22 protein-coding genes, 1 tRNA gene and 1 pseudogene are annotated in these 25,841 nt (G+C 43.9%); 16 read left to right on the forward strand and 8 right to left on the reverse strand.

The genetic code is table 11. The features are described 5' to 3' along the window. The 5 genes from oppC to BKK52_RS02825 all read left to right on the forward strand — a co-directional run bounded on the left by oppC (position 1) and on the right by BKK52_RS02825 (position 5,406). Positions 1-924 (forward strand): oligopeptide ABC transporter permease OppC, encoded by a 924-nt coding sequence (gene oppC, locus BKK52_RS02800; protein WP_077477824.1) that lies wholly within the window; start codon positions 1-3, stop codon positions 922-924. A gap of 9 nt (positions 925-933) precedes the next feature. Beyond that, positions 934-1,935, forward strand: coding sequence for an ABC transporter ATP-binding protein (gene oppD / locus BKK52_RS02805; RefSeq protein ID WP_077477826.1), 1,002 nt, complete (start codon positions 934-936; stop codon positions 1,933-1,935). After that, entirely contained in the window at positions 1,932-2,921 is a 990-nt protein-coding gene (oppF, locus tag BKK52_RS02810) for a murein tripeptide/oligopeptide ABC transporter ATP binding protein OppF (RefSeq protein ID WP_077474614.1), read from the forward strand. The genes oppD and oppF overlap by 4 nt, the downstream gene beginning before the upstream one ends. A 166-nt stretch (positions 2,922-3,087) precedes the next feature. Continuing rightward, a complete protein-coding gene (locus BKK52_RS02815) occupies positions 3,088-4,455 on the forward strand; it encodes a prolyl oligopeptidase family serine peptidase (RefSeq protein WP_242650084.1) in 1,368 nt (455 codons plus the stop codon). A 219-nt stretch (positions 4,456-4,674) separates the two neighbouring features. Further along, the gene (locus tag BKK52_RS02825; RefSeq protein ID WP_077421120.1) at positions 4,675-5,406 is read left to right on the forward strand and encodes an NAD-dependent epimerase/dehydratase family protein; all 732 of its coding nucleotides are present in this window, start codon (positions 4,675-4,677) and stop codon (positions 5,404-5,406) included. 78 nt (positions 5,407-5,484) lie between these two features. On the opposite strand, the pseudogene BKK52_RS02830 reads toward BKK52_RS02825, so the two are convergent. Continuing rightward, positions 5,485-7,290, reverse strand: a pseudogene (locus BKK52_RS02830) (monovalent cation:proton antiporter-2 (CPA2) family protein). Positions 7,291-7,478: 188 nt separating this feature from the next. Here BKK52_RS02830 and BKK52_RS02835 point away from each other — a divergent pair. The 3 genes from BKK52_RS02835 (at position 7,479) to BKK52_RS02845 (ending at position 8,946) form a co-directional block, all read left to right on the forward strand. Beyond that, complete coding sequence (locus BKK52_RS02835) at positions 7,479-8,117, forward strand: cation diffusion facilitator family transporter (RefSeq protein ID WP_077421118.1); 639 nt, start codon at positions 7,479-7,481, stop codon at positions 8,115-8,117. Positions 8,118-8,166: 49 nt separating this feature from the next. Further along, positions 8,167-8,559 (forward strand): MerR family transcriptional regulator, encoded by a 393-nt coding sequence (locus tag BKK52_RS02840; protein WP_077477828.1) that lies wholly within the window; start codon positions 8,167-8,169, stop codon positions 8,557-8,559. A 69-nt stretch (positions 8,560-8,628) separates the two neighbouring features. Beyond that, a complete protein-coding gene (locus BKK52_RS02845) occupies positions 8,629-8,946 on the forward strand; it encodes a DMT family transporter (RefSeq protein WP_077421116.1) in 318 nt (105 codons plus the stop codon). 62 nt (positions 8,947-9,008) lie between these two features. Here BKK52_RS02845 and BKK52_RS02850 read toward each other — a convergent pair whose 3' ends face one another. Both BKK52_RS02850 and adhE read right to left on the reverse strand, forming a co-directional pair. Further along, positions 9,009-9,386, reverse strand: a complete 378-nt coding sequence (locus BKK52_RS02850; protein WP_077421115.1) for an MmcQ/YjbR family DNA-binding protein — start codon at positions 9,384-9,386, stop codon at positions 9,009-9,011. 100 nt (positions 9,387-9,486) lie between these two features. Continuing rightward, entirely contained in the window at positions 9,487-12,111 is a 2,625-nt protein-coding gene (gene adhE / locus BKK52_RS02855; RefSeq protein ID WP_077421114.1) for a bifunctional acetaldehyde-CoA/alcohol dehydrogenase, read from the reverse strand. A gap of 219 nt (positions 12,112-12,330) precedes the next feature. On the opposite strand from adhE, the gene BKK52_RS02860 reads away from it, so the two are divergent. Next, on the forward strand, positions 12,331-12,894 hold the full coding sequence (locus tag BKK52_RS02860; RefSeq protein ID WP_077421113.1) for an acetate uptake transporter: 564 nt from the start codon (positions 12,331-12,333) through the stop codon (positions 12,892-12,894). Between the two features lie 72 nt (positions 12,895-12,966). Here BKK52_RS02860 and BKK52_RS02865 read toward each other — a convergent pair whose 3' ends face one another. The 4 genes from BKK52_RS02865 to BKK52_RS02880 form a co-directional block, all read right to left on the reverse strand. Beyond that, complete coding sequence (locus BKK52_RS02865) at positions 12,967-14,268, reverse strand: sodium ion-translocating decarboxylase subunit beta (protein WP_077477830.1); 1,302 nt, start codon at positions 14,266-14,268, stop codon at positions 12,967-12,969. A gap of 16 nt (positions 14,269-14,284) precedes the next feature. Continuing rightward, positions 14,285-16,093 carry a sodium-extruding oxaloacetate decarboxylase subunit alpha gene (gene oadA, locus BKK52_RS02870; RefSeq protein ID WP_077477832.1) on the reverse strand — a complete coding sequence of 603 codons (1,809 nt, stop codon included), beginning with the start codon at positions 16,091-16,093 and terminating at the stop codon, positions 14,285-14,287. 35 nt (positions 16,094-16,128) lie between these two features. Beyond that, positions 16,129-16,389, reverse strand: coding sequence for an oxaloacetate decarboxylase subunit gamma (locus BKK52_RS02875; protein ID WP_077421110.1), 261 nt, complete (start codon positions 16,387-16,389; stop codon positions 16,129-16,131). A 123-nt stretch (positions 16,390-16,512) separates the two neighbouring features. Further along, a tRNA-Sec gene (locus BKK52_RS02880) sits at positions 16,513-16,607 on the reverse strand. Positions 16,608-16,677: 70 nt separating this feature from the next. Between BKK52_RS02880 and selA the strand changes: the two genes are divergently transcribed. From selA to BKK52_RS02900, 4 genes are all read left to right on the forward strand, one after another. Further along, positions 16,678-18,063 carry an L-seryl-tRNA(Sec) selenium transferase gene (selA, locus tag BKK52_RS02885; protein ID WP_077421109.1) on the forward strand — a complete coding sequence of 462 codons (1,386 nt, stop codon included), beginning with the start codon at positions 16,678-16,680 and terminating at the stop codon, positions 18,061-18,063. Beyond that, positions 18,060-19,925, forward strand: a complete 1,866-nt coding sequence (gene selB / locus BKK52_RS02890; protein WP_077477834.1) for a selenocysteine-specific translation elongation factor — start codon at positions 18,060-18,062, stop codon at positions 19,923-19,925. Before selA ends, selB begins: the two co-directional genes overlap by 4 nt. A gap of 9 nt (positions 19,926-19,934) precedes the next feature. After that, entirely contained in the window at positions 19,935-20,837 is a 903-nt protein-coding gene (locus tag BKK52_RS02895) for a DUF3298 domain-containing protein (protein WP_077477835.1), read from the forward strand. Positions 20,838-21,000: 163 nt separating this feature from the next. Further along, on the forward strand, positions 21,001-22,461 hold the full coding sequence (locus tag BKK52_RS02900; RefSeq protein ID WP_077477836.1) for a DASS family sodium-coupled anion symporter: 1,461 nt from the start codon (positions 21,001-21,003) through the stop codon (positions 22,459-22,461). 143 nt (positions 22,462-22,604) lie between these two features. Here the strand turns inward: BKK52_RS02900 and tusA are convergent, their stop codons facing one another. Then, entirely contained in the window at positions 22,605-22,844 is a 240-nt protein-coding gene (gene tusA / locus BKK52_RS02905) for a sulfurtransferase TusA (protein WP_077421105.1), read from the reverse strand. Positions 22,845-22,955: 111 nt separating this feature from the next. Here tusA and BKK52_RS02910 point away from each other — a divergent pair, with 111 nt between their 5' ends. The 3 genes from BKK52_RS02910 to hemG are packed head-to-tail and all read left to right on the forward strand — an operon-like array spanning position 22,956 to position 25,581. Further along, the gene (locus BKK52_RS02910; protein ID WP_077474603.1) at positions 22,956-23,576 is read left to right on the forward strand and encodes a YigZ family protein; all 621 of its coding nucleotides are present in this window, start codon (positions 22,956-22,958) and stop codon (positions 23,574-23,576) included. Positions 23,577-23,578: 2 nt separating this feature from the next. After that, a complete protein-coding gene (locus tag BKK52_RS02915) occupies positions 23,579-25,042 on the forward strand; it encodes a TrkH family potassium uptake protein (RefSeq protein WP_077474602.1) in 1,464 nt (487 codons plus the stop codon). Then, positions 25,042-25,581 carry a menaquinone-dependent protoporphyrinogen IX dehydrogenase gene (gene hemG / locus BKK52_RS02920; protein ID WP_077421103.1) on the forward strand — a complete coding sequence of 180 codons (540 nt, stop codon included), beginning with the start codon at positions 25,042-25,044 and terminating at the stop codon, positions 25,579-25,581. The genes BKK52_RS02915 and hemG overlap by 1 nt, the downstream gene beginning before the upstream one ends. Positions 25,582-25,841: the final 260 nt, after the last annotated feature.

Genomic DNA, 25,841 nt, shown 5'->3' on the forward strand with positions numbered 1-25,841 from the left:
ATGACCCAACCGATTAATCAAAAAAATACTGAATTTGTCGAACAACTCGCCGAACGAATGGAGGAAATGCAACTTGAGGGGCGCAGCCTCTGGCAAGATGCAAAACGCCGTTTCTTCCGCAACAAAGCCGCTGTTGTCAGTTTAATGTTATTACTGATGATTGTGCTATTTATTACCTTTGCTCCGTTCTTCTTTCCCTTTACTTATGAAGATACGGATTGGAATATGATGGGCGTTGCCCCCACTTCTGAGGGACTGCATTTCTTCGGCACAGATTCCTCCGGACGTGATTTACTTGTTCGGGTGGCGATCGGCGGGCGAATTTCGCTTATGGTCGGCATTGCCGGTGCCTTAATTTCAGTGATGATTGGCACCATTTATGGCGCGATTTCCGGCTATTTCGGCGGTAAAGTGGATATGGTGATGATGCGTTTCTTAGAAATTCTCAGTTCCTTTCCTTTTATGTTTTTTGTCATTTTGCTGGTCACCCTTTTCGGACAAAACATTTTTCTTATTTTTGTGGCCATCGGTGCCATTGCCTGGTTAGGCTTGGCACGGATTGTGCGGGGGCAAACCCTCAGTCTCAAAAACAAAGAATTTGTAGAAGCCGCTATCGTTTGCGGTGTGCCACGCCGTCAAATCATCCTCAAACACATCATTCCCAATGTACTGGGCTTAGTGGCCGTCTACGCCTCTCTAGAAGTGCCGGGATTGATTTTATTTGAATCCTTTTTGAGTTTTTTAGGATTGGGCACACAAGAACCCATGAGTAGCTGGGGCGCATTACTCAGCGATGGCGCTGCCCAAATGGAAGTCGCACCTTGGCTTTTAATTTTTCCGGCTTTCTTCCTTTGTTTAACCCTATTTTGTTTTAACTTTATCGGTGATGGCTTGCGTGATGCCTTAGACCCGAAAGATCGCTAGGAGCGGTTTATGGAAAAACAACAACAAAATCAAGCGCACTTATTAGACGTGCAAAACCTCTATGTCAATTTCCACACGCCCGATGGTATTGTGACTGCCGTCAATGATCTGAATTTTACCTTAGATGCAGGGCAAACCCTCGGTATTGTGGGGGAATCCGGTTCCGGTAAATCCCAAACCGCTTTTGCTTTAATGGGCTTACTTGCACCGAATGGCAAGGTTTCCGGCTCTGCCCTATTTAACGGTACGCAATTAGTCAATTTACCCACTGCGCAACTAAACAGTATCCGAGCAGAACAAATCGCCATGATTTTCCAAGACCCGATGACCTCATTAAATCCCTATATGAAAATTGGTGAGCAATTAATGGAAGTATTGATGTTGCACAAAGGTTATGACAAAAAAACGGCATTTGATGAATCGGTGAAAATGTTAGATGCGGTAAAAATGCCTGAAGCCAAAAAACGCATGGGAATGTACCCCCACGAATTTTCAGGAGGGATGCGTCAACGAGTGATGATTGCCATGGCATTGCTTTGTCGCCCGAAATTACTCATTGCCGATGAACCCACCACCGCCCTTGATGTCACCGTTCAGGCGCAAATTATGACTTTACTGAACGAACTCAAACAGGAATTTAATACCGCAATTATTATGATCACCCACGATCTTGGAGTAGTCGCCGGTATTTGCGATCAGGTGCTGGTGATGTATGCCGGCCGCACCATGGAATATGGCACGGCAGAACAAATTTTCTATCACCCCACTCATCCTTATTCCCTCGGATTAATGGAGGCAATTCCTCGTCTTGATGGCAAACATGACAGCCTCGTCACCATACCGGGAAATCCGCCTAACTTGCTCCATTTACCGGCAGGCTGCCCGTTTTCGCCCCGTTGTCATTATGCCGGTGAACAATGTAAAACAGCGCCAAAATTGACCGCACTTTCCGAAGGGCATTTGCGAAATTGCTGGCTTCCTGCCACACAGTTTGAGGGACGAATCCTATGATGAAAGCGAAAAATTTATTATTAGAGGTAAAAAATCTGGGCGTATCCTTCAAAATCAAAAATGATAAAGCCCTGTTTTTTGCCAAACCGCAAACCTTAAAAGCGGTGAACAATGTGTCTTTTCAACTTTATGCCGGCGAAACCCTAGGCGTGGTGGGCGAATCAGGCTGCGGGAAATCCACCCTTGCCCGTGCCATCATTGGTTTAGTGGAAGCCAATGAAGGGGAAATTATTTGGTTAGGTAAAGATTTACGAAACCAATCACCAAAACAATGGCGTGATACCCGTAAAGACATTCAAATGATTTTCCAAGATCCCCTGGCCTCGCTCAACCCTCGAATGAATATCGGCGAAATTATTGCAGAACCCCTTAAAATTTATCAACCTCACTTGAACGCAGAACAGGTGAAAGAAAAAGTGCAGGCAATGATGTTAAAAGTCGGCTTATTGCCCAATTTGATCAATCGCTATCCCCATGAGTTCTCCGGTGGACAATGCCAACGTATCGGTATTGCCCGTGCATTAATTATTGAGCCTAAAATGATTATTTGTGATGAACCGGTTTCCGCATTGGATGTGTCCATTCAAGCCCAAGTGGTAAATTTATTGAAATCTTTACAAGCAGAAATGGGCCTATCACTCATTTTTATTGCCCATGATCTTGCCGTGGTAAAACATATTTCCGACCGAGTGTTGGTGATGTATTTAGGCAACGCCATGGAATTAGGCAGCGATGATGAGGTGTATCATCACACCAAGCACCCTTACACCAAAGCGCTGATGTCTGCTGTGCCTATTCCGGATCCTCAATTGGAACGAAATAAAAACATCCAGCTCTTAGAGGGGGATCTTCCTTCCCCGATAAATCCGCCGTCCGGCTGTGTTTTCCGCACAAGATGCCCTCTTGCCGATGAGGGTTGTGCAACACAAAAACCGGCATTTAGTACAGAAAACGGAACGCATTTTGTGGCTTGTTTGAAGGCGTAAAATTACGGGGGAAATGGGTAATTTTCCCCAGTTAGATTGCGTTGAAATCAGGGATAGTTTCAATGGGTATGATTTATTCAAAATCTCTACGGTGTTTTCAACCAATCAATTGTACAAATAGTGGTATGGGCTTGTCGTTCTATTCTCCGTTTAAAAGGAAATTTTGATGAAAAAGACCGCACTTTTTCGTTATGTTATTGTCTTTATAGGGACTAAAACTTACTTAAAAATGGTAGAGGTTAGTATGCAAACCCGTAGAGAATTTTTATTAATGAGTGCCGGTGTGGCTTGTGTGGTGAGTATGTCCGGTTTTGTTTTGGCTGCGGGCAATACGCCTATCAATGCAACGGCAATTACACAGGTTTTTGGTGATGGCGTGCAGATGGTGGCGGTTGCCGTGGAATTTAGCGATGAATTAACGTCCGCAGATGTGTCGGCGAAAAATTTTAGCGTAGCGGACAGAACCGTGAAAAATGTGTTTGTGAGCCAATCGGCGGATCTGACGGAAAGCGAAAAAGGCAAATTTGTTATCGTACAGCTGATGCCCGATGAAGAGGGGAGTGGGTTACAGGAAAAGGTGAACATGCCAAATGCCACCGCCGCAGAGCCAACACCGGGAGCGGCTAAACCCCATTGGGTTGCCGGCGATACCATGAGCAGTATTATTCGCTATAAAGCGGCAAAAGCCACAGTAACGGTAGAAGGAAAAACACTGCAAACCCAAGGAGTGAAAAACCTGATTGTGGATGATTTCCAACAGGGTGAATTTTATGATGGGCAAACGGGAAAACGGTTGCCCTATAATTTTTTTAAACCGCAAAATCAACACCAACCGCTGCCTTTGGTATTGTTTATGCACGATGCAGGGGCGACCAGCGATCAGACGGAAGTCGCCCTTTTTCAAGGCTTGGGTGCGGTCATTTGGGCGGATCCTGCCGAACAGGCAAAACGTCCATGCTATGTTTTGGCGCCACAATTTAACGAGATTGTCGCAGATGATGATTGGCACACGTCCGATATGCTTGAAACTACCATTCACTTGGTGCAAAAGCTCATTAAAGAAGAAAACATTGATCCGAAACGCATTTATGTCACCGGGCAATCGGGCGGTTGTATGTTGGCAACAGCAATGAGTGTGAAATATCCCGATTTCTTCACCGCAAGTTACTTGGTGGCGGGAAAATGGGATGCGGAAAGCGTGTCCCCGCTGGCAAAAAATAAAATTTGGTTTATGGCAGCGGTTGATGATAGCGGCGCATTTCCAAGTTTTAATGGGATTACCGAACGCTTGGAAAAAGCTGGTGCAAAAATTAGTCGGGCTGAATGGAACGGCACTTGGAATGCGGATCAATATCGCTTTGCCTATGATGCATTAATGGCGGAAAAAAGTCCGATAAACTATACGGTTTTCGCCAAAGATAGCGTATTTCGTGAAACGGACAGCCGTGCCGGGGCAAGCGGACATCGTAATACCTGGCGCATTGCATACAGTATTGAGCCGATTCGAGAATGGTTGTTTGCGCAGACAAAATAAGGAAAGTGGGAGCGGATTCATCTCAAAAACTCCGGCAAAATTATTCACAAATCGCCGATGTGATTTGTTCGCTCCTTTTGTTAGCTTTTTCGGAGCAGTGGAGTCGTTGGCAGTGCCAACGTTCAAAAAACATTGTTTTTTGTGACCGCACTTTTCGTTGCGAAAGTGTGAATCTGCTATATAATCCCTCCCTTTTTTTAATGTAATAAGGAAAACAAAATGACACAAAAAATGTTTGTTGCCGGGGCAAGTGGGCTGATTGGTCAAGCATTGTGCAAAATCTTACTAGAGAAAGGCTTTGAAGTTTACGGCACAACCCGTACTGCGGCAAAGGCGGAAATCTTAACAAAAATGGGCGTTAAATCCGTGATTGTGGATGTGTTTGATGCGGAAACTTTAACCCAACAAATGCTCTCTATTCGCCCGGATGTGGTGTTTCACGAGCTGACGGATTTACCTGATGGCTTGGCAGCGGATCAAATGGAAGCCTCATTGGCACGCAACGCCCGTATTCGTGATGAAGGAACGCGAAATTTAGTGAGCGCGGCGAAAGCGGCAGGGGTGAAAAAAATCATCGCACAAAGTATTACACTGGTTTATGAACCCTCCGAAAACTTACCGTTCACCGAAGAATCGCCATTGCTTAATTTCGCCGATCCGGTTTACGGTGAAACCTCAAAAGGCGTGTATAGCCTTGAACAACAGATCACCAAAGATGAGGCTTTTGTGGGTGTGGTATTGCGTTACGGTTGGTTATACGGTGAAGGCACCGGTTTTGATGCAGCGGTGGATTTTGCCCCTTCCGTGCATAAAGATGCCGCAGCCCATGCCGCAGTGTTGGCGTTGAATGCTACCGAATCCGCTATCTTTAATGCCGCTGATGACGATGCCCGCTTATCCAGTGAAAAAATCAAACGTGCATTGGGTTGGAAATCTGATTTTCGTCTTTAATAAAACAGCGATTTGATCGAGTTAAAAAAATAAAAACGGCAGGTTTTCCTTGCCGTTTTTTTGCCTATTGGGAAAGCCTTAGGCTTCCCGATTAACAATTTCCTGAATTAATCGGGTTAGTTCCTGATCCTGTTCAATCGCCATTTGTTTTAAGGGTTGGTTTTTAAAGCCGGAAATATTGGGATCATAAACTTCAGCCATTTGGCAAAGGTTATGATGGTCTTTATTAAAATAGAGTTGCCCGATTTTTTCCACTTTTTCTTCATCCAAGCCCATTTTTAATAGTGCTTGTTTGCCTATTCTCAGCGCAGAATCAAAGGTTTCCCGTACTTGAATTTCGGTTTTTTCAAAGAGTGTTAGGCTGTGGCGGCGGTCAAAGGTTCGCACGATAATTGGCACGGAAGCGTTTAAACGTCGTGCATTTTCCACAATTAAATTGGTATTTTCCACCGAATCAATTGCAACGATGAGCAGGGCAGCTTGCTCAATGCCGGCGGTGGCGAGCAATTCGGGGCGGGTTGCATCACCGTAATAGCTTTTTACATTAAAAGTTGCCATTCCCTCCACCATTTGAATATTTTTATCAATCACGGTTACTTGATACCCCGACATCACAAGCAATTCGCGTACAATTTGTCCCATTCGCCCCAGTCCAATAAGAATAATCGGCAGTTGATCGTTAATTTCATCATTGGGTTGTGCCGTTTCCTCTTTTCTTAAACGGGGTAAAATGACGAATTTATAGCCCAAAATTAAAATTGGGCTGAGCACCATTGAAAGCACAATAATTGCCGTACCGTTGGCTTGTGCTTGGTCTGAAATGACTTGTTGGTTTGCTGCGGCGGAAAATAATACAAAGGCAAATTCGCCACCCAATGCCATCACAAAGGCACGATCAAGGGCTTCCTCCAATGAGCTTTTTGTCAGTTTTGCGATGAAGAAAATGCCAATGCCGTTTGCCATCATCAACACTAATACGCTAAGGAAAATATGCCAGAAATTATTGAGCACCAAAGGTACATTCAGTGACATTCCCACGCCTAGAAAGAATAGTCCCAAAAGCAAGCCGCGGAAAGGTTCAAGATCTGCCTCAAGTTGGTGGCGAAAGCTTGAATTGGAAAGCAAAACGCCTGCAATAAAGGCTCCCATTGCGGTTGAAAGCCCGACACTTTCCATTAACATTCCGGCGCTAACTACTACCAATAATGCGGCGGCAGTCATAATTTCCCGTAATTTTGTTTGCGCCAATAATCGGAAAAGCGGATTCAAAAGCCAGATGCCCGCCACAATAAGCGCCGCTACCGCCCCGACAGTTGCTAGTAATTTGAACCAAATGGGGGTTGCGGTTTCGCTGCCCGTTTGGAGTGGAGAAAGGAAAGATACGATTGCGAGTAAGGGGACAATCATTAAATCTTCCAATAGCAGAATAGATACGATTTTTCGTCCGCGCACGCTATTTGTTTCACCCCGTTCGCTGAGGATCGCCATGACAATTGCCGTGGAAGTCAGCACAAAGCCGGAGGCAATAATAAAGCTGGTTTGCCATGCTCAACCGAGGGCAAAATGTCCGGCTAAGGTAATCAGCCCACAGCAAGTCAGCACTTGTAATAAACCCAGTCCGAAAATTTGTTTACGGAGTTGCCAAAGTTGAGAGGGTTTCATTTCCAAGCCAATGACGAACAGAAAAATCACTACGCCTAGTTCGGCAATTTGTAAAATAGCTTTGAAGTCGTTGAAAAATTTCAAGCCGAACGGTCCGATTAAAAGCCCGGCAGCCAAATAGCCCAGCACTGAACCCAGCCCCACACGTTTAAAGAACGGCACGATTAACACCATGCTGAGAAGTAGCACCAAAAGGCTGAAAGATTGTTGTTCTGCGTTCATTTTGTTTCCGATTAATTGAAAAATTGCTCATTATAAGAGATCTCAAAAAATGCCTCAATTTGGAACGCCGTCAAAAGTGCGGTTATTTTTCCATGAGTTTTTCATTTTGCTAAAATGTCCTTGACTCCGTATGCGCTACAGACTTTACACTGGCATACGTTATCAATTTAATTCAAAAGGAAAGAGAAATGAGCAATATTCGTCATGAACATCATCATGCCCACACTCCAAAAGACAAGCGGATTTTGGGACTCAGTTTTGCCATTATCAGCGGATATATGGTGGTGGAATTTTTGGGCGGTTATTTTTTTCATAGTCTGGCATTAATAGCGGATGCAGGGCATATGGCAAATGATAGCCTGTCGCTTTTCTTGGCGTTAATTGCATTATTTTTAAGCCTGAAATGGCAAAAAATATTCGCCTTATTGAACGGCGTATCCTTGGTTGGTGTGGCGCTTTGGATTTTACTTGAAGCCTGGGAACGCTGGCAAACGCCAACAGAAATGTTGGCATTGCCGATGTTGGGCGTGGCATCAGTAGGGTTTGTGGTGAACGTTTTGGTGGCATGGATTATGCTCAAAAGCGATCACGAAAATCTCAATATTCGTGCGGCTTATTTTCACGTGTTGGCGGATCTGTTTGGCTCGGTAGTGGCGATTGTGGCGGGATTAAGTGCCTGGTTGCTCCATTGGCAATGGGTCGATGTGGTGGCGAGTGGGATTTTTAGCTTGTTGGTATTACGCAGCGGTTTATCGGTAGTGATACAGGCAATAAAAGCATTACGCGATCCTTCTGCGTCGGTTTCTGTTGCGCACCATTCTCATTAAACATGATATTTTGCGAAAATCCTGTCCCGCTTGATATTTGGAGAAAATGATGAAAATCAATGAGTTGAGTAAACGCACAGGAATCCATTTAGAAACCATTCGTTATTACGAAAAACAAGGAATTTTGCCCGAACCTAAACGGGCGGCGAACGGTTATCGCCAATATGATGAAGAAAGTGCGGCACAGCTAAACTTCATCAAAAATTGCCGCATGTTGGGTTTTTCTCTTGAAGATATTCGCGAACTTAACCGCTTGAAATTTGGTGAGGAGAGTCACTACCACGCTGATCAAATGGTGCTAAACCAACTCACCCGAGTGGAAGAAAAAATCGCCCAACTTTTGGAAATTAAGCATTTTTTACAATCCATCGCCACGGAGGGGCAGCACAGTGAAGCGGAATGTAAGGCTATGCAGGGATTGAAAAAAGGAAAGTGCGGTTAGATTTGCGAGTTTTTTTCAATCCTTTATAATTCGCAGCTTTAATTTTCGGAAACAACATGAGGTAACAGTATGGCGTGGATTTATTTAATCACAGCAGGATTAATGGAAATCGGTTGGCCGTTAGGGCTGAAATTAGCCCAACAAGAAGGCTGGCGTTGGCAAGGGGTATTGATTGCCATTTTATTTATGGCGGGGAGTGGGACATTGCTCTTTTTAGCCCAAAGACATATTCCGATGGGGACGGCTTATGCGGTATGGACAGGCATCGGGGCGTTAGGGGCATTCGTGGTGGGAGTGATGTTTTTAGGCGATGCCTCCACCATAGGGAGGTGGCTGGGTGCTTTACTTATCGTTTCTGGTGTGATTGTGATGAAATTAGCCGGTTAAATCCGGAAAAATTAACGTCAAAATAACCGCACTTTTTGAATTATCGCCGTCACAATGGGATTTCATATCAACGCCCTTGTGGCGGCTTTTTTTATGGTTAAAGAAAAACTTTCGTCCAGTAATTCAAACAACAATTTCTCATCAATTTCCGCAAGATGAAGGCTGAGCCAATGTTCTTTATTCATATGATAAGCGGGATAAACGCCTTTTATCATTCGAAGCGAACCGATTTCTTCGGGATTGGCTTTCACGTTTAGAATAGCGATTTTTTCTTCCCCCTCAATACCAATTTTGTCGGCACGCACTTCCATTAAAACGGCAAACCACTTACGATTATTTTGATGACGGAATACTGCATAATCAGGAAATTTTGCCCACGGATATTCTGCTTGGGTGTGATAACGTTGCTTGATTTGGCTGATAAGTGTGGAAATGTTCATTTGTCGATATTCTACGAAAATAATCTGATAAAAAATCTGCCCCTTTCCGGAGACAGAGGGGCAGATTAAAGTGCGGTTATTTTTCGCTGGGTTTTAACGCTTAATAATCTTCAGGATTATAGCCATGATAGGCACGTGTTAAAATCACCTCCATATCCGCCACTAACGGCAAGCGTGGGTTCGCCGGAGAACATTGGTCTTCAAAGGCGAGCAAGGCGACATCACGGCGGGCATCCATCCAGGCTTTTTCGTCCAAGCCTTGGGCTTTAAAGGACATTTTGATGCCACAGCGTTCCGCCAAATCATAGCAGGCCTGAGCGAAGGATTTCACCCCTTCTTCCGGTGTGGCACAAGGTAAACCGAGCATACGGGCAATATCTTGATATTTCACATCTGCTTTGTAGTAGTTATATTTCGGCCAAGTGGCGGTTTTTTCCGGACGGGTGCCGTTATAACGAATCACGTGCGGCATTAAAATCGCATTGGTGCGTCCGTGTGGTGTGTGGAAACGTCCGCCGATTTTGTGCGCCAAGGAGTGATTCATTCCTAAGAAAGCATTGGCAAATGCCATCCCCGCCATAGTGGATGCGTTGTGCATTTTTTCCCGAGCTTCCGGATCTTTTTCTTTCACGGAGCGTTCTAGGTTTTCGAACACCAATTTGATGGCTTGTAATGCCAAACCGTCAGTGAAATCATTCGCTAACACGGAAACATAGGCTTCTGTTGCGTGGGTTAGCACATCTAAACCGGTATCCGCCGCAACATGAGCCGGAACGGTCATCACCAGTGCCGGATCCACAATGGCTACGGTCGGCGTTAAGGAATAGTCGGCGATTGGATATTTTTTATCGCCTTCGGTAATTACCGCAAACGGGGTCACTTCAGAACCTGTACCTGAGGTTGTCGGGATGCCGATAAAGCGGGCTTTACGTCCTAATTGTGGGAATTTGAAAGCACGTTTGCGAATATCCATAAATTTTTGTACGAGATCACGGAAATCCACTTCAGGTTGCTCATAGAATAACCACATCACTTTTGCCGCATCCATCGCTGAACCGCCACCAAGGGCTATGATGGTGTCCGGCTGGTAGCTACGTAATAATTCCGTACCACGACGTACGGTTTCGATGGATGGATCCGGTTCAACATCCGCAAAGAGTTGGTAGGTGACGTGGTTGCCGCGCGCGGTAATTTGTTCGGCAATTTTCTCGACAAAGCCAAGATCCACCATGGTGCGGTCAGTGACGATCACCACACGTTCCATGCCTTTCATTGATTGTAAATATTGAATTGAATCCCGCTCAAAGTAAATTTTTGAAGGCACTTTAAACCATTGCATATTATTTCTCCGTCTTCCCACGCGTTTTATATTGATTAAATTGACCGCACTTACGTTGTTGCCTACAGAGTTCTTTCCGTAAGAACCGCAACCAAGTGTTAGGGAAGGAAGGAAAGAGTTATACACATCACCGATTCCGCCGAAGGTGGAAGGGGAATTCCAAATCACACGAATGGCCTTGACCCGTTCACCAAATTCTTTTGCCAATTCGGCATTGTTGGTATGGATTGCGGCAGAATGTCCTAAGCCGTGGAACTCCACCATTTGTTCTGCTTTATTTAAGCCGTCTTCTGTTGAAGTCGCTTTCACTAAGGCGAGTACCGGCGATAATTTTTCACGGGTTAAAGGTTCTTTTTCACCCACTTCTTTACATTCAGCCAATAAAATATTGGTGCGTGGCGGCACTTTGAATCCCGCTTGTTCTGCAATCCAAGTGGCAGGTTTACCTACAACGTTGGCATTGAGTTTTGCACCGGCACAATTTTTACTGTCCGCTTTCACGCCAAACATCAATTCTTCCAACATGGCTTTTTCTTTTTTATTGACTAAATACACGCCGTAAGATTGCATCTCTTTCACAAAGTCGGCATAAATTTCTTCATCAACAATGGCGGCTTGTTCGGATGCACAAACCATTCCGTTATCAAAGGATTTTGACATCACAATATCATGCACCGCTTGTTTTAAATTGGCGGATTTTTCCACATAAGCCGGTACGTTGCCCGCCCCTACGCCAAGTGCCGGTTTGCCGCAAGAATAGGCGGCTTCCACCATGGCGTTACCGCCTGTAGCTAAAATAGTGGCGATGCCGGGGTGTTTCATTAAGGCTGCTGTGCCTTCCATTGATGGCGTTTCGATCCATTGAATACAGTTTTTCGGTGCGCCTGCCGCCACTGCCGCTTCATAAACAATGCGTGCTGCGTGAGCGGAAGATTGTTGTGCGGACGGGTGGAAAGCAAATACGATTGGGTTACGGGTTTTTAAAGCGATTAATGATTTAAAAATTGCCGTTGAAGTTGGGTTGGTAGTTGGTGTAATCCCACAAATCACACCGACAGGATCGGCAATTTCGGTAATCCCTGTGACATCATCTTCACTGATTACGCCCACGGTTTTTAAGTTGCGCATATTGTTTACCACATATTCACAGGCAAACAGGTTTTTGGTGGCTTTATCTTCAAATACACCGCGACCGGTTTCTTCATAGGCATGCATAGCAAGCACACCGTGTTGATCCAAGGCCGCAACGGAAGCCTTCGCCACAATATAGTTGATTTGTTCTTGATCCAGTTTTCTAAACTCTTCAAGTGCAACCAAACCTTTTTCTACCAGTGCATTTACCTCTGCTTGAGCCGGGCTGATTGCATTTTCAACTGCATTACTCATAGTTTTCTCCTAATATTTTTTTAAAGTTTAACTAAAAAGGATTATACGCCTTCATTTCTGTGATCTCGATCACATTAAAACACTATTTAATAAAAATCTGATCTTGATCAATCCCCTCAATTTCGGGCAGATTTTTTTTCGTTTTAGTCTTTATTTCCGAAGTGGATTTCGCCATAATGCACGGCTTTCATACTCAAAATTGTTAAGGGGAAAAAATTTATGTCAGCGAAAGAAGGTTTAGCGAATCCGGGTCCTCTTGGATTATGTGGTTTTGCATTAACGACTTGGTTATTATGTTTAATCAACGCAGGCGTGTTTGATAGTTCAAACCTCGGTTTGGTATTAGGTATGGCATTCGCTTTCGGCGGTACGGCTCAAATGATTGCCGGAATGTTTGAATTTAAAAAAGGCAACACCTTTGGATTTACTGCATTTATCAGCTATGGTGCATTTTGGTGGTCTTGGGCGTTATTTGTTGCGTTCTTTAAGGGTGAAACCTCCGCGCAATTTGTAGGATGGTATTTGGGCTGTTGGGGAACCTTCACATTAATGATGTTCTTAGCAACGTTCCCGAAACCGCGTGCATTGCAAGCGATTTTTTTCTTTCTCACTTTAACCTTTTACGCATTAGCCATTGGTGATGCCACAGGCAACCATGCGATTGTGAATATCGGAGGATATTTAGGGTTAATCACAGCACTTTGCGCCTTCTATTTAGCCGCAGCGGAAGTCTTAAACGAATCCTATGGCAGAACGGTATTGCCAATCGGTGAAAAGAAATAAATCTTACTTGTTCTTACAAATAAAAAGTGCGGTCATATTTTCAAAAGAATTTATGACCGCACTTTTTTTACATTACATTCCGGCAATATATTTCAACATCACACCGGCGGCGATAGCCGAACCAATCACGCCTGCCACATTCGGCCCCATGGCGTGCATCAGTAAAAAGTTTTGATGATCCGCTTCTAACCCCACTTTATTGGACACCCTCGCTGCCATAGGAACGGCAGAAACACCGGCGGAGCCAATAAGTGGATTGATTTTGCTTTTGCTGAATTTGTTCATCAATTTTGCCATTAATATTCCACTTGCTGTGCCGATACTAAAGGCGACGACACCGAGTAACAAAATACCCAAAGTTTGTGGTTGGAGGAATTTATCTGCCACCAATTTCGCCCCAACAGATAAGCCTAGAACAATAGTGGTAATGTTGATTAAAGCATTTTGTGTGGTATCGCTTAACCGATCCACCACGCCACTGACCCGCATTAAGTTACCAAAACAGAACATCCCCAACAACGGTGCGGCATCCGGTAAAATGAGGGCAACCAACAACAAGAGGATGATTGGAAACAATACTTTTTCACGTTGGCTGACAGGACGAAGTTGTACCATACGGATTTTCCGCTCTTCCTCTGTGGTGAGAGCTTTTATAATCGGCGGTTGAATTAACGGGACAAGCGCCATATAAGAATAAGCTGCTACGGCAATCGCACCAAGCAATTCAGGGGCGAGTTTACTGGTTAGATAAATCGCTGTCGGGCCGTCTGCACCACCAATAATCCCAATGGCTGCCGCTTGTGGGAGAGTGAAGGAAATGATACCAAGCCAGTTTAATGCCAATGCGCCTAGCACGGTGGTGAAAATACCAAATTGAGCCGCCGCACCTAACAACAAGGTTCTTGGGTTGGCAAGAAGCGGACCGAAGTCCGTCATTGCACCTACGCCCATAAATATGACAAGCGGTGCCACACCATAACCAATGGCTACTTTATAGAATAAAGCGAGAATACCTGCGCTATATCCCATATCACCGGCCAAGGTTTCCAATTCTGCAATCTGCGATGGTAACGCACTATTGAGTGCTTCCTTGATCGCAGCCGGATCGGCTACGGTATTAAGTTTTGTTGCAATGATCGCAAGTTGCTGTGCCGTACCGGAATGGATAAGATTATCCAATGCGGTCATCGCAATTCCGGCTTCGGGAATGTTGGACAACAGCCCGCCAAACCCGATAGGCAATAATAACAACGGTTCAAATTTTTTGGAGATCGCCAACCAAAGCAGAAGCAAGCTGACACCGATCATCACGGCTTGCCCCCATTCCAGATGCATAATCCCCATACCTTTAAATAATGCAATAATACTGTCCATCTTTCCCACCTACTACTTATACGATGGTCATTAAGGTATCACCTACGGTGACGCTATCGCCCGCTTTTACCGCAATATTTCGGACAACCCCACCTTTCACCGCTCGAATTTCCGTTTCCATTTTCATCGCCTCAAGCACGAGTAATACATCGCCTTCTGCGACAGTTTGCCCTTCTGTTACCACCACTTTCCAAATATTCCCTGACATTGGGGCAGTAACAGGCTCGCCTTCAGCAGATGATGTTGGTGTAGCAGAAGCTGTTGTTTGCACTGCAGGTGCAGTTGGTGCGATATTTGTCACCTCCCCACCCTCACTGACTTTCACAACAAAGGCTTTACCCTCTAATTCCACGGTATAAATCGCTGTTCCAGCGGATTTACTGTTGGAAAGTGCGGTTTTTTCTGCTGTTTTTTCAATGGCTTGATCCGCTGTTGGAGCAGGTTCAAAGGCATCGGGATTGCCACGGTTTTCTAAAAATTTCAGACCGACTTGTGGGAACAATGCCACAATTAGCACATCATCAATTTCATTTTCAGAAAGTGCAATGCCTTTCTCTTTCGCAAGCTGTTTCACTTCAGCGGTGAGTTTGTCCATTTCTGGCGCAAGGTGGTCAGCCGGACGGTCGATAATGGGTTGTGCGCCCTCTAATACACGAGCTTGTAATTCGCTATTTACCGCAGCCGGAGTGCGACCATATTCCCCTTTTAAAATGCCTGCGGTTTCTTTTGCGATAGTTTTATAACGCTCACCCATTAATACGTTAATCACCGCCTGTGTACCGACAATTTGTGAGGTTGGGGTAACAAGCGGAATAAAGCCGAGATCTTCGCGAACACGTGGAATTTCTTGTAATACTTGGTCGAGTTTGTCAGACGCATTTTGTTGTTTGAGTTGGCTTTCAAGGTTAGTGAGCATCCCACCTGGCACTTGCGCTACTAAAATACGACTATCTACACCTTTTAATTGCCCTTCAAATTTCGCATATTTTTTACGCACGGTGCGGAAATAATCTGCAATTTTTTCCAGTTTCAGAATATCTAGACCAGTGTCATACCCAGTACCTTGTAACGTGGCAACCAAGGCTTCAGTAGCCGGATGCCCATAAGTGCCGCTCATGGAAGAAATAGAAGTATCAATACCGTCAGCGCCCGCTTCAACGCCTTTTAGTAACGCCATTTCGGCCATACCGGTGGTGGAGTGGCAATGTAAATGAAGGAGGATATCGTAACGTTTTTTGATTTCACTGACCAATTCATAGGCGGACATCGGCGTTAAAATGCCGGACATATCTTTAATCACCAGAGAATCAATACCGATTTCTAAAAGTTGTTCTGTGGTATCCAACCATGTTTCTAAAGTATGAACAGGACTTGTGGTATAACTTAAGGTGCCTTGTGCATGGCCGCCTTGTTTACGAACCGCTTTCAATGCTTGCTGCATATTGCGAGGGTCATTCATCGCATCAAACACACGAAATACACTCATACCGTTGGTAACGGCACGTTCAACAAAGCGATCCACTACATCATCGGCATAATGGCGGTAACCCAACAGATTTTGTCCGCGTAACAACATTTGTAATGGGGTTTTGGGTAAGGCTTTTTTCAATTCACGCAAACGCACCCAAGGATCTTCACCTAAAAAACGAATGCAACTATCAAAAGTTGCCCCACCCCATGCTTCTAACGACCAATAACCGATATCGTCCAATGCCGACGCAATGGGAAGCATATCTTCAAGGCGCATGCGGGTAGCGAAAAGTGATTGATGGGCATCGCGTAATACCACATCGGTAATTGCAATTTTTTTATGTTGAGCAGTCATAAAATACCTCTTCCTTAGCCTATAAAATGAATCTGTTATTTTAAACCTTGTTGGCGACGGTGATGTGCGATAGCCGCCACAATAATCGGACGTAACCGTTCCGCATCGTTATCGGAGATGGGCATCGTAGATGATGGAGTAGTTTGTGTTGTCGGTGTTTTTTCTGGAAAGAATTGATTGATGATGCTTGAAGAAAACTTAATCGCATAAATAAGAAGGAATAGAAAAAAGATAACAAACCCCATTCCAGCAAACATTAAATTGAACCCCTCAAACATGAGTTCCGAACTTGTCATAATTACTCCTCAAAAAATTGAAAACATAGTAAATATATTAGTTTTTTTCCTATAAAAAAACTTTGACATAGTTCACAAAAATAAGGAAAAGTGCGGTTGAAATTAGGGGATTTTTGAGATTATTGGCGGAAAGTCATGGGAGTCGAACCCACCCGAGAACGCTGGCGTCCTCAACAGGATTTGAAGTCCTGCCACCTCACCGGAGATGACGACCTTCCAAGGTTGAAATTGGCGGTACTTTAGCGTAAATTAGCCGCCAATTCAACGTTATTTTAAACGGATTCAAAAATGACCGCACTTTTTCAACAGCTGCCTGCCGTTGATAAACTTATCAAAATGCCACAAGGTGAACAGCTTATTGCCGAGTTTGGGCATTCCGCTGTGGTAGCGATGTGTCGAGAAGTATTAATGCAAGCACGTCAATCTATTCAAAAAAATCATCAACTACCTGAATATCTCAACGGTATTGACCGCACTTTTGCCACCCTTCGCTCTCGTCTAACTCAGCAAAATACGGTGCAAATAAAAACCGTACATAATCTGACCGGCACGATATTACACACCAATTTGGGCCGTGCAATATGGTCTCAAGCCGCACAGCAAGCCGCATTGTCTGCGATGCAGGGCAATGTGGCATTGGAGTATGATTTAGAGGAAGGCAGACGAGGGCATCGTGATCACCATATCAGTGCGCTTTTATCCCGTTTAACCGGGGCTGAGGCGGCTTGTGTGGTAAATAACAATGCGGCAGCCGTGCTTTTAATGTTAGCGACCTTCGCACAAGGCAAGGAAGTGGTGATTTCGCGCGGTGAGTTGATTGAAATTGGTGGCGCATTTCGTATTCCGGATATTATGGCTCAGGCAGGTTGCCATTTGGTAGAAGTGGGCACAACCAACCGAACCCATTTAAAAGATTATCGTCAAGCCATCAATGAAAATACCGCCTTGTTAATGAAAGTACATAGCAGTAATTATCAAATTTTAGGTTTTACCTCATCGGTTTCGGAACAAGAATTAGTAGCACTTGGGCGAGAAATGAATGTGCCGGTGGTGACCGATCTTGGCAGTGGGGCGCTCATTAATTTAGCCCAATATGGTTTACCCCAAGAACCCACCGTACAGGAAAAACTCGCCCAAGGAGTGGATTTAATCAGTTTCTCCGGTGATAAATTATTAGGGGGTGTGCAGGCAGGGATTATTGTGGGGAAAAAACAATGGATCGCACAATTGCAAGCGCACCCGCTAAAACGGGTGTTACGTTGCGATAAAGTCACCCTCGCGGGCTTGGAAGCCACATTACGCTTATATTTAAATCCAGAAAAATTAACGGAGAATCTGCCTACATTATATTTACTCACCCAATCGCTTGATGAATTACAAGATAAAGCACAACGCCTTAAAGTGCGGTTGGAAAAACGATTAAATGCACAGTTTGACATTCAAATTGAAGAAGCTCAGGCGCAGATCGGCAGCGGTTCACAACCCATGGCACGCCTCCCTTCCCTTGCCGTCACAATTGCGGAAAAAACAAATAGCAAACTGACCGCACTTGCCGAACGCTTCAAAACCCTCTCTCAACCGATTATCGGACGAATGGAAAACGGCAAACTTTGGTTGGATGTTCGCAGTGTGGCAACAATAGAAATGTTATTACAAGTGGTGGATGAATTATGATTATTGTCACATCAGGCCATGTGGATCACGGCAAAACGGCGTTACTTAAAGCACTAACCGGCACCCATACTGCGCATTTGCCGGAAGAAAAAAAACGAGGAATGACGATTGATCTGGGCTATGCCTATCTGCCTCTCGGTGAGGGCAAGGAAACATTGGGTTTTATTGATGTGCCGGGGCATGAGAAATTCCTTTCAAATATGCTGGCAGGCTTAGGCGGTGTTCATTATGCCATGCTCATTGTCGCAGCAGATGAAGGCATTGCCGCACAAACCAAAGAACATTTAGCGATTTTACGCCAGTTACAGTTCCATGAAATTATGGTGGTGATCACCAAAGCAGATCGAACGAATTCCGATCAAATCGACACATTAATTCACCAAATTAAACAAAATTATCCTTTTTTAAGCCAAGCAAAATATTTCATCACCTCAGCAGAAACCGGACAAGGCATTGCACAATTGCGTGATTATTTGCAACAGCTTCCAAAATGGGCAGACACCCCAAAACCCTTCCGTTATGCCATTGATCGGGTTTTTAGCGTTAAAGGGGCTGGCACCGTGGTTACCGGCACGGCGTTTACCGGTGTGGTGAAGGTCGAAGAGGAACTTTTCCTTTCCAGAGGGCAAAAAGTGCGGGTGAAAGCCATTCATGCACAAAATACGCCAAGCAAACAGGGAATAGCGGGGCAACGTCTGGCGCTCAACCTCAATGTGGATTTAGATCGCATAGCGATAAAACGGGGCGATTGGTTATTACAAAATGCCCCACTCTTTCCAACAGATCGCATTAGCGTGCAAATTTGGGCACAAACCTCATTAAATGAAAGTCAGCCTGTACATATTTATCACGCAGCCAACCGCACGACAGGTAAACTGACCCTATTACAAAATAAAAATGCCGCACCAAATGACCGCACTTTGGCGGAGATTATTTTAGATTCCCCACTCTTTCTAGCCTTTGGCGATAAACTGATTTTACGCAGTGGCGATGCGAAAACCCTTGTGGCAGGGGCTCGTGTACTGGAAATTCATTCACCCAAACGCCATAAGCGAACGCAGGGGCGGTTGAATTTCTTGACAAATTTAACCTTAGCGGAAAACGCAACACAACGCATTGCCCTTAGGTTGCAACATGGTGCCGCCTCGGCCAATCAGTTAATGTGGGAAGAACAAATTAGCGAGGCGCAATTAGATGAGGCATTGGCACAACAAGGGGCGATGCGTTATCAAGATTGGTGCTTTAATGGCGATTATCAAACAGAAAAAATACAGCAAATTTTAACCGCACTTTCCACCTATCACGAACAACATAACGATCAATTAGGTGTAAGCAAAGCACGTCTTTATCGTATGGCTGCACTTAATCAGCCGGAAAATCTGATCTATCACGTTATCGATGAGATGTTAGAGAACGGCAAACTTCAACAAACGCGTGGTTGGTTGCATTTACCCGAACATAAAATTCGTTTTACCGAGCAAGAACAAGGGCAATGGCAAGCCGTATTGACTGAATTTGAAAAAGCTAACGGGCAAGCGATTTGGGTGCGTGATATGGCGAATGCGTTGGGGTTCGAGGAGAGTACGATGCGTAATTTTATGTATAAAGCCGGTAAACTGGGTTATTTGACGCCGATTATTAAAGATCGTTTCTTTTTAACTGAAACTATTTATGCTTATGCGCGTCTTATTAAGCAGATTGCCGAAAAAGGAGGGAAAGTTTCCGTCAATGAAGTGCGTGACCGCTTGAATTTTGGTCGCAAGCTTACCGTGCAACTCATGGAATATTTTGATCGTACCGGATTTTTACGCCGTAAAGGTAATGATCACATTTTACGTGATAAGAATGTATTTGATTTATAAGGAGAAAATATGAAAAAAACATTGATTTCACTCGCTATTTTAACCGCGCTGTTCACCACTGGTTGTCAAGATAAAGAAGCGCAAGCAAAAATTGAGCAACTGAATCAAACTATCAGCCAACTCAACGCTGAAAATACCCAATTAAAAGCAGAATTAACGGCAGAGAAATCACGCCTCTCAACGATGATCCCGGCAATTTTTGCTGAGGAAGACGTGGTGTTTAAAAAATCAGAAACACTTAAATTCCCCAAACCTCAAGGGGAAGAGTATTGGCTGGAAGAAGGCAAAATCGACTATTCCATTTCTACGTTAAAAACGAATCTTGATTGGCTAAATACCTTGTTGTGGGATGCGCTCACTCGAGATGGAAAACATGTGCCAACCCGAGAGCAGTTAATTCAATATTATCAAAAAGGCTTTGAGGAAACCCGCCAAGCCATGTTAGAAGAGCCAAGTTTTGCTTTTGAAACACGCAGCTGGGTAGATTTTATTGGGCAGAAAGAAAAATTAGCCACCTTTTCCATTGGGACTTACGATTTCACCGGCGGCGCTCATGGCATGGGGAATACCCGCTATTTGACGATAGACCTCACCTCTCACAAAATCTTAAAACTCAATGATTTATTTGATGAAAACGCTTTACCAAAGGTAAAAGCGCTATTGTGGGAAAATTATACACAACAAGGTACCATCAAAGATGAAGATACCTTTACACCAAAAGCCGATTTTAATGTCTCTGATAATATTTATATGGATTCTGAAGGGGTGCATTTTATTTATAGTGCCTATGCCATCGCCCCTTATGCCGCAGGCGAGCCGGATTTAACGCTGAATTGGTGGCAATTAGAACCCTTGTTAAAGGCTGAGTTTAAACAACAGAACTATGTGAATTTTGACCGCTATAAGGATTAGAACGGCAAGTCTTAAATGCTCTTTAAGATAAAAACATAAAAAAATGCAGGGATTTTCCACTGCATTTTTGTTTTAGAACAAATTTTCATTTTACTTTCACAGGCATAATATCAAATGAGTAAGGGGTTCCTTACTCATTTTTTGTTATTTGGAGAAAGCAAATATGTCAGATGTAAAAATGCCTTCTGCCGTAGAAGTAAAATTAGGCTTCCAATGGCAAGGGTTGTTACTTTCAATTTTAGTGGGTGTAGGAATTTATTTGATCCCAACACCTGAAGGCTTAACCCCTCGTGCTTGGGGAATGCTTGCCCTATTTGTTGCAACAATTGTGGCCATCATTGCCAAAGCAATGCCGATGGGGGCTGCTACTTTAGTGGCGTTAGTCATTAGTGGATTGACCGGCCTCACCCCAATCAAAGCGGGTAAAGACGAAGTGGCAATGTTATCCGGTTTTTCAAATGCGACGATTTGGTTAATCGGTATTGCGATGTTTTTATCCCGTGCGGTCATTAAAACAGGCCTAGGAAAACGTATTGCCCTTTATTTTGTTGCAAAATTCGGTAAGCGTATGATGGGGGTAGCTTATGGTATGGCATTAGCGGATCTTGTTATCGGCCCAGGGATACCTTCAGCCTCTGCTCGTGGCGGTGGTATTATGTATCCAATTATGCAATCTATTGCCGATGCCTATGATTCCAAACCGGGGCCGACGGCACGCCGTGCCGGTGCATTTTTAGCCATTGCGGTTTCACAGATTGATACCATTGTTTGCACGATGTTTTTAACGGCAATGGCAGGCAACCCGTTAATTGCAGAATTAGCCAAAGGACAAGGCGTTGAAATTACTTGGATGACTTGGTTTATCGGGGCGATTGTACCGAGCATTGTGAGCTTAATCCTCTTACCCTATTTGGTCTATTTGTTCTATCCACCGGAACTGAAAGATACCCCTAAAATGGCTGAAATGGCAAAAAATGAATTAAAAGCGATGGGGCCTATGTCCGTTGCAGAAATCATTCTTGCCCTTGATTTTGTGTTATTACTCATACTTTGGACGGTTGGCGATCTGATGTTTGGTATTTCCGCAACAACATCAGCCTTTATAGGGCTATTGATCCTCTTATTAACCAATATTATGAGTTGGAAAAACATCGTTTCGGAAACCATTGCTTGGGATACCATGTTTTGGTTTGCAGTGTTGGTGATGATGGCAAATGCTCTGAATAAATATGGCACGATCAGTTGGATTTCAAATCATATTTCCAATTATGTTGGCGTATTTGATTGGCCTATAGCATTTACGATTCTTGTATTGGTGTACTTTTATACCCGTTATTTTTTCGCTTCTGCTATGGCGCACATTTCAGCCATGTATTTAGCCTTTTTAGCTGCTGCGATTGCAGTGGGAACGCCACCGATGATCGCGGCGATTGGTTTAGGATACACTTCTACGCTTTCTATGAGTTTAACTCAATATGCCGGTGGGCCGGGGCCTGCATTATTCGGTTCGGGTTATAACACAACCGGTCAATGGTGGAGTGTCAGCTTTATTGCCTCTATTTTCTCATTGCTTATCTGGTTTATCGTAGGTGGGCTTTGGATGAAACTATTAGGCTGGTGGTAATAGCTAAAACAAACGCGCAGTATTATTTGTTGGATAAACAGTAGATAATGTTGCGCTTGTATCAGTACCGCTGTTTTTATTTTGCCCCCACCACACACACCACCACTTAAGGGGGGAAGCGACGGGGAGGTTATGATAATAGTCTATTTTCCTTTCTTTACCCAATATTTAAATGGAGACACTTCTACTTCACTTTGTAATAGGGTGTGTTCCATAAATTGACAAAAACTTGGAATATCGCGGGTGGTGGCGGGATCATCGGCAAGGATTAACAATACATCTCCATCATTTAAATGGCGAATCGTTTTACGCACTAACATCACAGGTTCCGGGCAACGCAATCCCAAGGTATCAAGCGTTTGAGTGATTGTAATTTCAGACATTGATTTCTCTTTCTAAAAAATAATGCGTATGATACCACTTGCCGGGAAATTTCGACAAATCCCTACCATCAGTGATAGACTAGCGGCATTGAAATTAGCTGAATAAATATCATGGCGGAATATCCTATTCCTAAAAGTGCGGTTGTTTTTGAAGAAGAAATTAAAAAAAGCCGCTTCATTACCTATTTACAACATACGGAAGGTTTATCGGAGGCTAGAGCCTTCTGGATGAAGATAAAACAGACTCACCCCCAAGCCCGACACCATTGTTGGGCGACCGTGGCAGGCAATCCGGCAGATTCGCTCCAATTCGGTTTTTCTGACGATGGCGAGCCGGCAGGTACAGCAGGAAAACCGATGCTAAATGCCCTACAAGGAAGTGGTGTGGGAGAGCTTAGTGCAGTGGTTGTCCGCTATTTTGGAGGCGTATTACTCGGTACCGGAGGGCTTGTACGCGCTTATAGCAGCGGCGTTCAACAAGCGTTAAAACTTTTAGAGACAGAGATTAAAGTAGAGCGTGTCTCTTTTCGTTTGGATTGTGATTATGGGCAATGGGGTTGGGTACAGTTGCTTTGCGAAAAATATCAAATAGCGATTTTGTCGCAGGACTTTCAGGTGAAAATTCATTTAATTTTAGGTATCAGCAAAAAAATGGTTGAGCCTTTTTCTGCGGAATTAATCGAAAAATCAGCAGGAAAATTGATGATCCAACCTTTGGATACAGGCGAATAATTGTGCATATTTTATCTATAATTCGAATTATCGGCATCCTTGTTATGTGCTTTTCCGGCACGATGCTGATTCCAGCATTCGTTGCTTTGATTTATGGCGATGGTGGCGGAAAAGCGTTTATGCAGGCTTTCGTGTTGAGTTTAGCTGTTGGCGCACTACTATGGTGGCCTTGTCATCACCACAAGCAAGAATTACGTTCACGTGACGGCTTTTTGATCGTGGTCGCTTTTTGGTTTGTTTTGGGCGGTTTGGCAACATTACCGCTTTTATTATTTGATGCCCCTCATTTAACTTTAGCGTCCGCCGTGTTTGAAGCATTCTCTGGTTTAACCACAACCGGTGCAACGGTAATGACAGGATTGGATAATTTGCCTAAAGCGATTTTATTTTATCGCCAATTTTTACAATGGTTGGGGGGGATGGGAATTATTGTTTTGGCGATCGCCATTATTCCACTCTTAGGGATTGGGGGGATGCAGCTTTATCGGGCAGAAATGTCCGGGCCGATGAAAGAACAAAAAATCCGACCAAGGATTGCAGAAACCGCCAAAATGTTATGGGTGATTTATCTTTCATTAACAATTTCTTGCACGTTAGCGTATTGGCTGGCAGGAATGGATCCTTTTGACGCATTGACACACAGTTTTTCCACGGTATCCATTGGGGGCTTTTCAACTCACGATGCCAGTATGGGCTATTTCAATAGTCCGTTGATTAATGGCATTACCATCTTGTTTTTATTGATCTCTGCCTGTAATTTCGGCTTACATTTCCGTGCATTTTCAACGATTGGACGTGAAAATTTTGTCAAAATTTATTTGCGGGATCCCGAATTCCGCTTTTTTATCAGTACGCAAATTATTTTAGTGGCACTATGCACTTTCGTGATGTGGAGCCACAGTTATTTTTCATCCTCTTGGCGAGATTTTGAACAAGTCCTGTTTCAGGCTGTTTCAATTTCTACCACAACGGGATACACGACGTCCGATTTTACCGTTTGGCCCTCTTTTGTACCGGTATTATTGATCCTCGCCTCTTTTATGGGCGGTTGCGCAGGTTCTGTGGGGGGCGGTTTGCGTGTAGCACGGGTATTGGTGCTTTATTTACAAGGAAAGCGGGAACTAAAGCGTGTTGTTCACCCTAATCTGGTCTATCCCATAAAATGGGGAAAAAACGTATTGGATGAACGCGTTATAGGCGGTATTTGGGCATTTTTTTCTGCCTATCTTTTGGTTTTTCTCGTTTGTTTACTCGGTGTAATTGCTTGTGGCGTAGCCCCCTTTGATGCATTCAATGCGGTACTTGCCTGCTTGAATAATCTCGGACCGGCATTGGGCTCTGTGAGCAGTAATATGATAGCGATTCCTGATAGCGCGAAATGGATTTTGACGATTGCAATGGTATGTGGACGTCTGGAAATTTTTACCCTATTAGCTTTATTTACCCCTGCATTTTGGAAGGCTTAATGAAAACATTAATTCTTTATTCGAGCCATGATGGGCAAACTAAAAAAATCTCTGAATTTTTGACCGCACTTTTAGAGGGTGAGGTCGTGGTTGATGAATTACGAGAAGACTATGATATTCAACCCTTTGAGCGAGTGATTATAGGTGCTTCTATACGCTATGGTCATTTTAATAAAACGCTTGATCGTTTTATCGTGCGTAACCTTGTTCGTTTGACACACAAAAAATCAGCGTTTTTTGGTGTTAATTTAACTGCACGCAAAGCCGGAAAAGATAATCCGGAAACCAATGTGTATGTACGCAAATTTTTGCAACGCACAACATGGCAACCCGAATTCGCTGCCGTATTTGCAGGCGCATTATTATACCCACGTTATAAATGGTTTGATCGGCTGATGATCCAATTTATTATGAAAATCACCGGTGGTGAGACAGATACAACAAAAGAGATCGAATATACCGATTGGGAAAAAGTTAAGCAGTTTGCACAACGTATTAGTGGTATTAATGCGTTGGATAAATCGTCAAAATCCCGATAAATTTTACGCGATCCGCTATACTTTTAATCAAAAGCTCATTTTTTTCAAAATTTTTACAAAAACCACTTGCGTGGTGTTAAAAAATGCCTATAATACGCCGCACACAACGACGCGCTGTTGTGAAGAAATTTAGTTTTACAGTGCGTCGTTATTTTTTGCTCTTTAACAATGTATCAGACAATCTGTGTGGGCACTTGTTGATAGACTTGTTTAAAACTATTTTAATTTTGAAGTCTTAATAGGTGCTAACTAGAAATTCA

Origin of the sequence: Rodentibacter trehalosifermentans, from assembly GCF_002000545.1 — a bacterium.
Lineage (GTDB): Bacteria > Pseudomonadota > Gammaproteobacteria > Enterobacterales > Pasteurellaceae > Rodentibacter > Rodentibacter trehalosifermentans.

What these genes read in the sequence shown, in the direction of transcription:
- BKK52_RS02835 (WP_077421118.1), top strand. Translation starts at nt 7,479, where the DNA reads ATGAGCAATATTCGTCATGAACATCATCATGCCCACACTCCAAAAGAC.
- selB (WP_077477834.1), top strand. Translation starts at nt 18,060, where the DNA reads ATGATTATTGTCACATCAGGCCATGTGGATCACGGCAAAACGGCGTTA.
- BKK52_RS02815 (WP_242650084.1), top strand. Translation starts at nt 3,088, where the DNA reads ATGAAAAAGACCGCACTTTTTCGTTATGTTATTGTCTTTATAGGGACT.
- BKK52_RS02845 (WP_077421116.1), top strand. Translation starts at nt 8,629, where the DNA reads ATGGCGTGGATTTATTTAATCACAGCAGGATTAATGGAAATCGGTTGG.
- BKK52_RS02850 (WP_077421115.1), bottom strand. Translation starts at nt 9,386, where the DNA reads ATGAACATTTCCACACTTATCAGCCAAATCAAGCAACGTTATCACACC.
- adhE (WP_077421114.1), bottom strand. Translation starts at nt 12,111, where the DNA reads ATGAGTAATGCAGTTGAAAATGCAATCAGCCCGGCTCAAGCAGAGGTA.
- hemG (WP_077421103.1), top strand. Translation starts at nt 25,042, where the DNA reads ATGAAAACATTAATTCTTTATTCGAGCCATGATGGGCAAACTAAAAAA.
- selA (WP_077421109.1), top strand. Translation starts at nt 16,678, where the DNA reads ATGACCGCACTTTTTCAACAGCTGCCTGCCGTTGATAAACTTATCAAA.
- BKK52_RS02865 (WP_077477830.1), bottom strand. Translation starts at nt 14,268, where the DNA reads ATGGACAGTATTATTGCATTATTTAAAGGTATGGGGATTATGCATCTG.
- BKK52_RS02840 (WP_077477828.1), top strand. Translation starts at nt 8,167, where the DNA reads ATGAAAATCAATGAGTTGAGTAAACGCACAGGAATCCATTTAGAAACC.
- BKK52_RS02910 (WP_077474603.1), top strand. Translation starts at nt 22,956, where the DNA reads ATGGCGGAATATCCTATTCCTAAAAGTGCGGTTGTTTTTGAAGAAGAA.
- BKK52_RS02860 (WP_077421113.1), top strand. Translation starts at nt 12,331, where the DNA reads ATGTCAGCGAAAGAAGGTTTAGCGAATCCGGGTCCTCTTGGATTATGT.
- oppF (WP_077474614.1), top strand. Translation starts at nt 1,932, where the DNA reads ATGATGAAAGCGAAAAATTTATTATTAGAGGTAAAAAATCTGGGCGTA.
- BKK52_RS02875 (WP_077421110.1), bottom strand. Translation starts at nt 16,389, where the DNA reads ATGACAAGTTCGGAACTCATGTTTGAGGGGTTCAATTTAATGTTTGCT.
- BKK52_RS02825 (WP_077421120.1), top strand. Translation starts at nt 4,675, where the DNA reads ATGACACAAAAAATGTTTGTTGCCGGGGCAAGTGGGCTGATTGGTCAA.
- BKK52_RS02900 (WP_077477836.1), top strand. Translation starts at nt 21,001, where the DNA reads ATGTCAGATGTAAAAATGCCTTCTGCCGTAGAAGTAAAATTAGGCTTC.
- oppC (WP_077477824.1), top strand. Translation starts at nt 1, where the DNA reads ATGACCCAACCGATTAATCAAAAAAATACTGAATTTGTCGAACAACTC.
- oppD (WP_077477826.1), top strand. Translation starts at nt 934, where the DNA reads ATGGAAAAACAACAACAAAATCAAGCGCACTTATTAGACGTGCAAAAC.
- BKK52_RS02895 (WP_077477835.1), top strand. Translation starts at nt 19,935, where the DNA reads ATGAAAAAAACATTGATTTCACTCGCTATTTTAACCGCGCTGTTCACC.
- tusA (WP_077421105.1), bottom strand. Translation starts at nt 22,844, where the DNA reads ATGTCTGAAATTACAATCACTCAAACGCTTGATACCTTGGGATTGCGT.
- oadA (WP_077477832.1), bottom strand. Translation starts at nt 16,093, where the DNA reads ATGACTGCTCAACATAAAAAAATTGCAATTACCGATGTGGTATTACGC.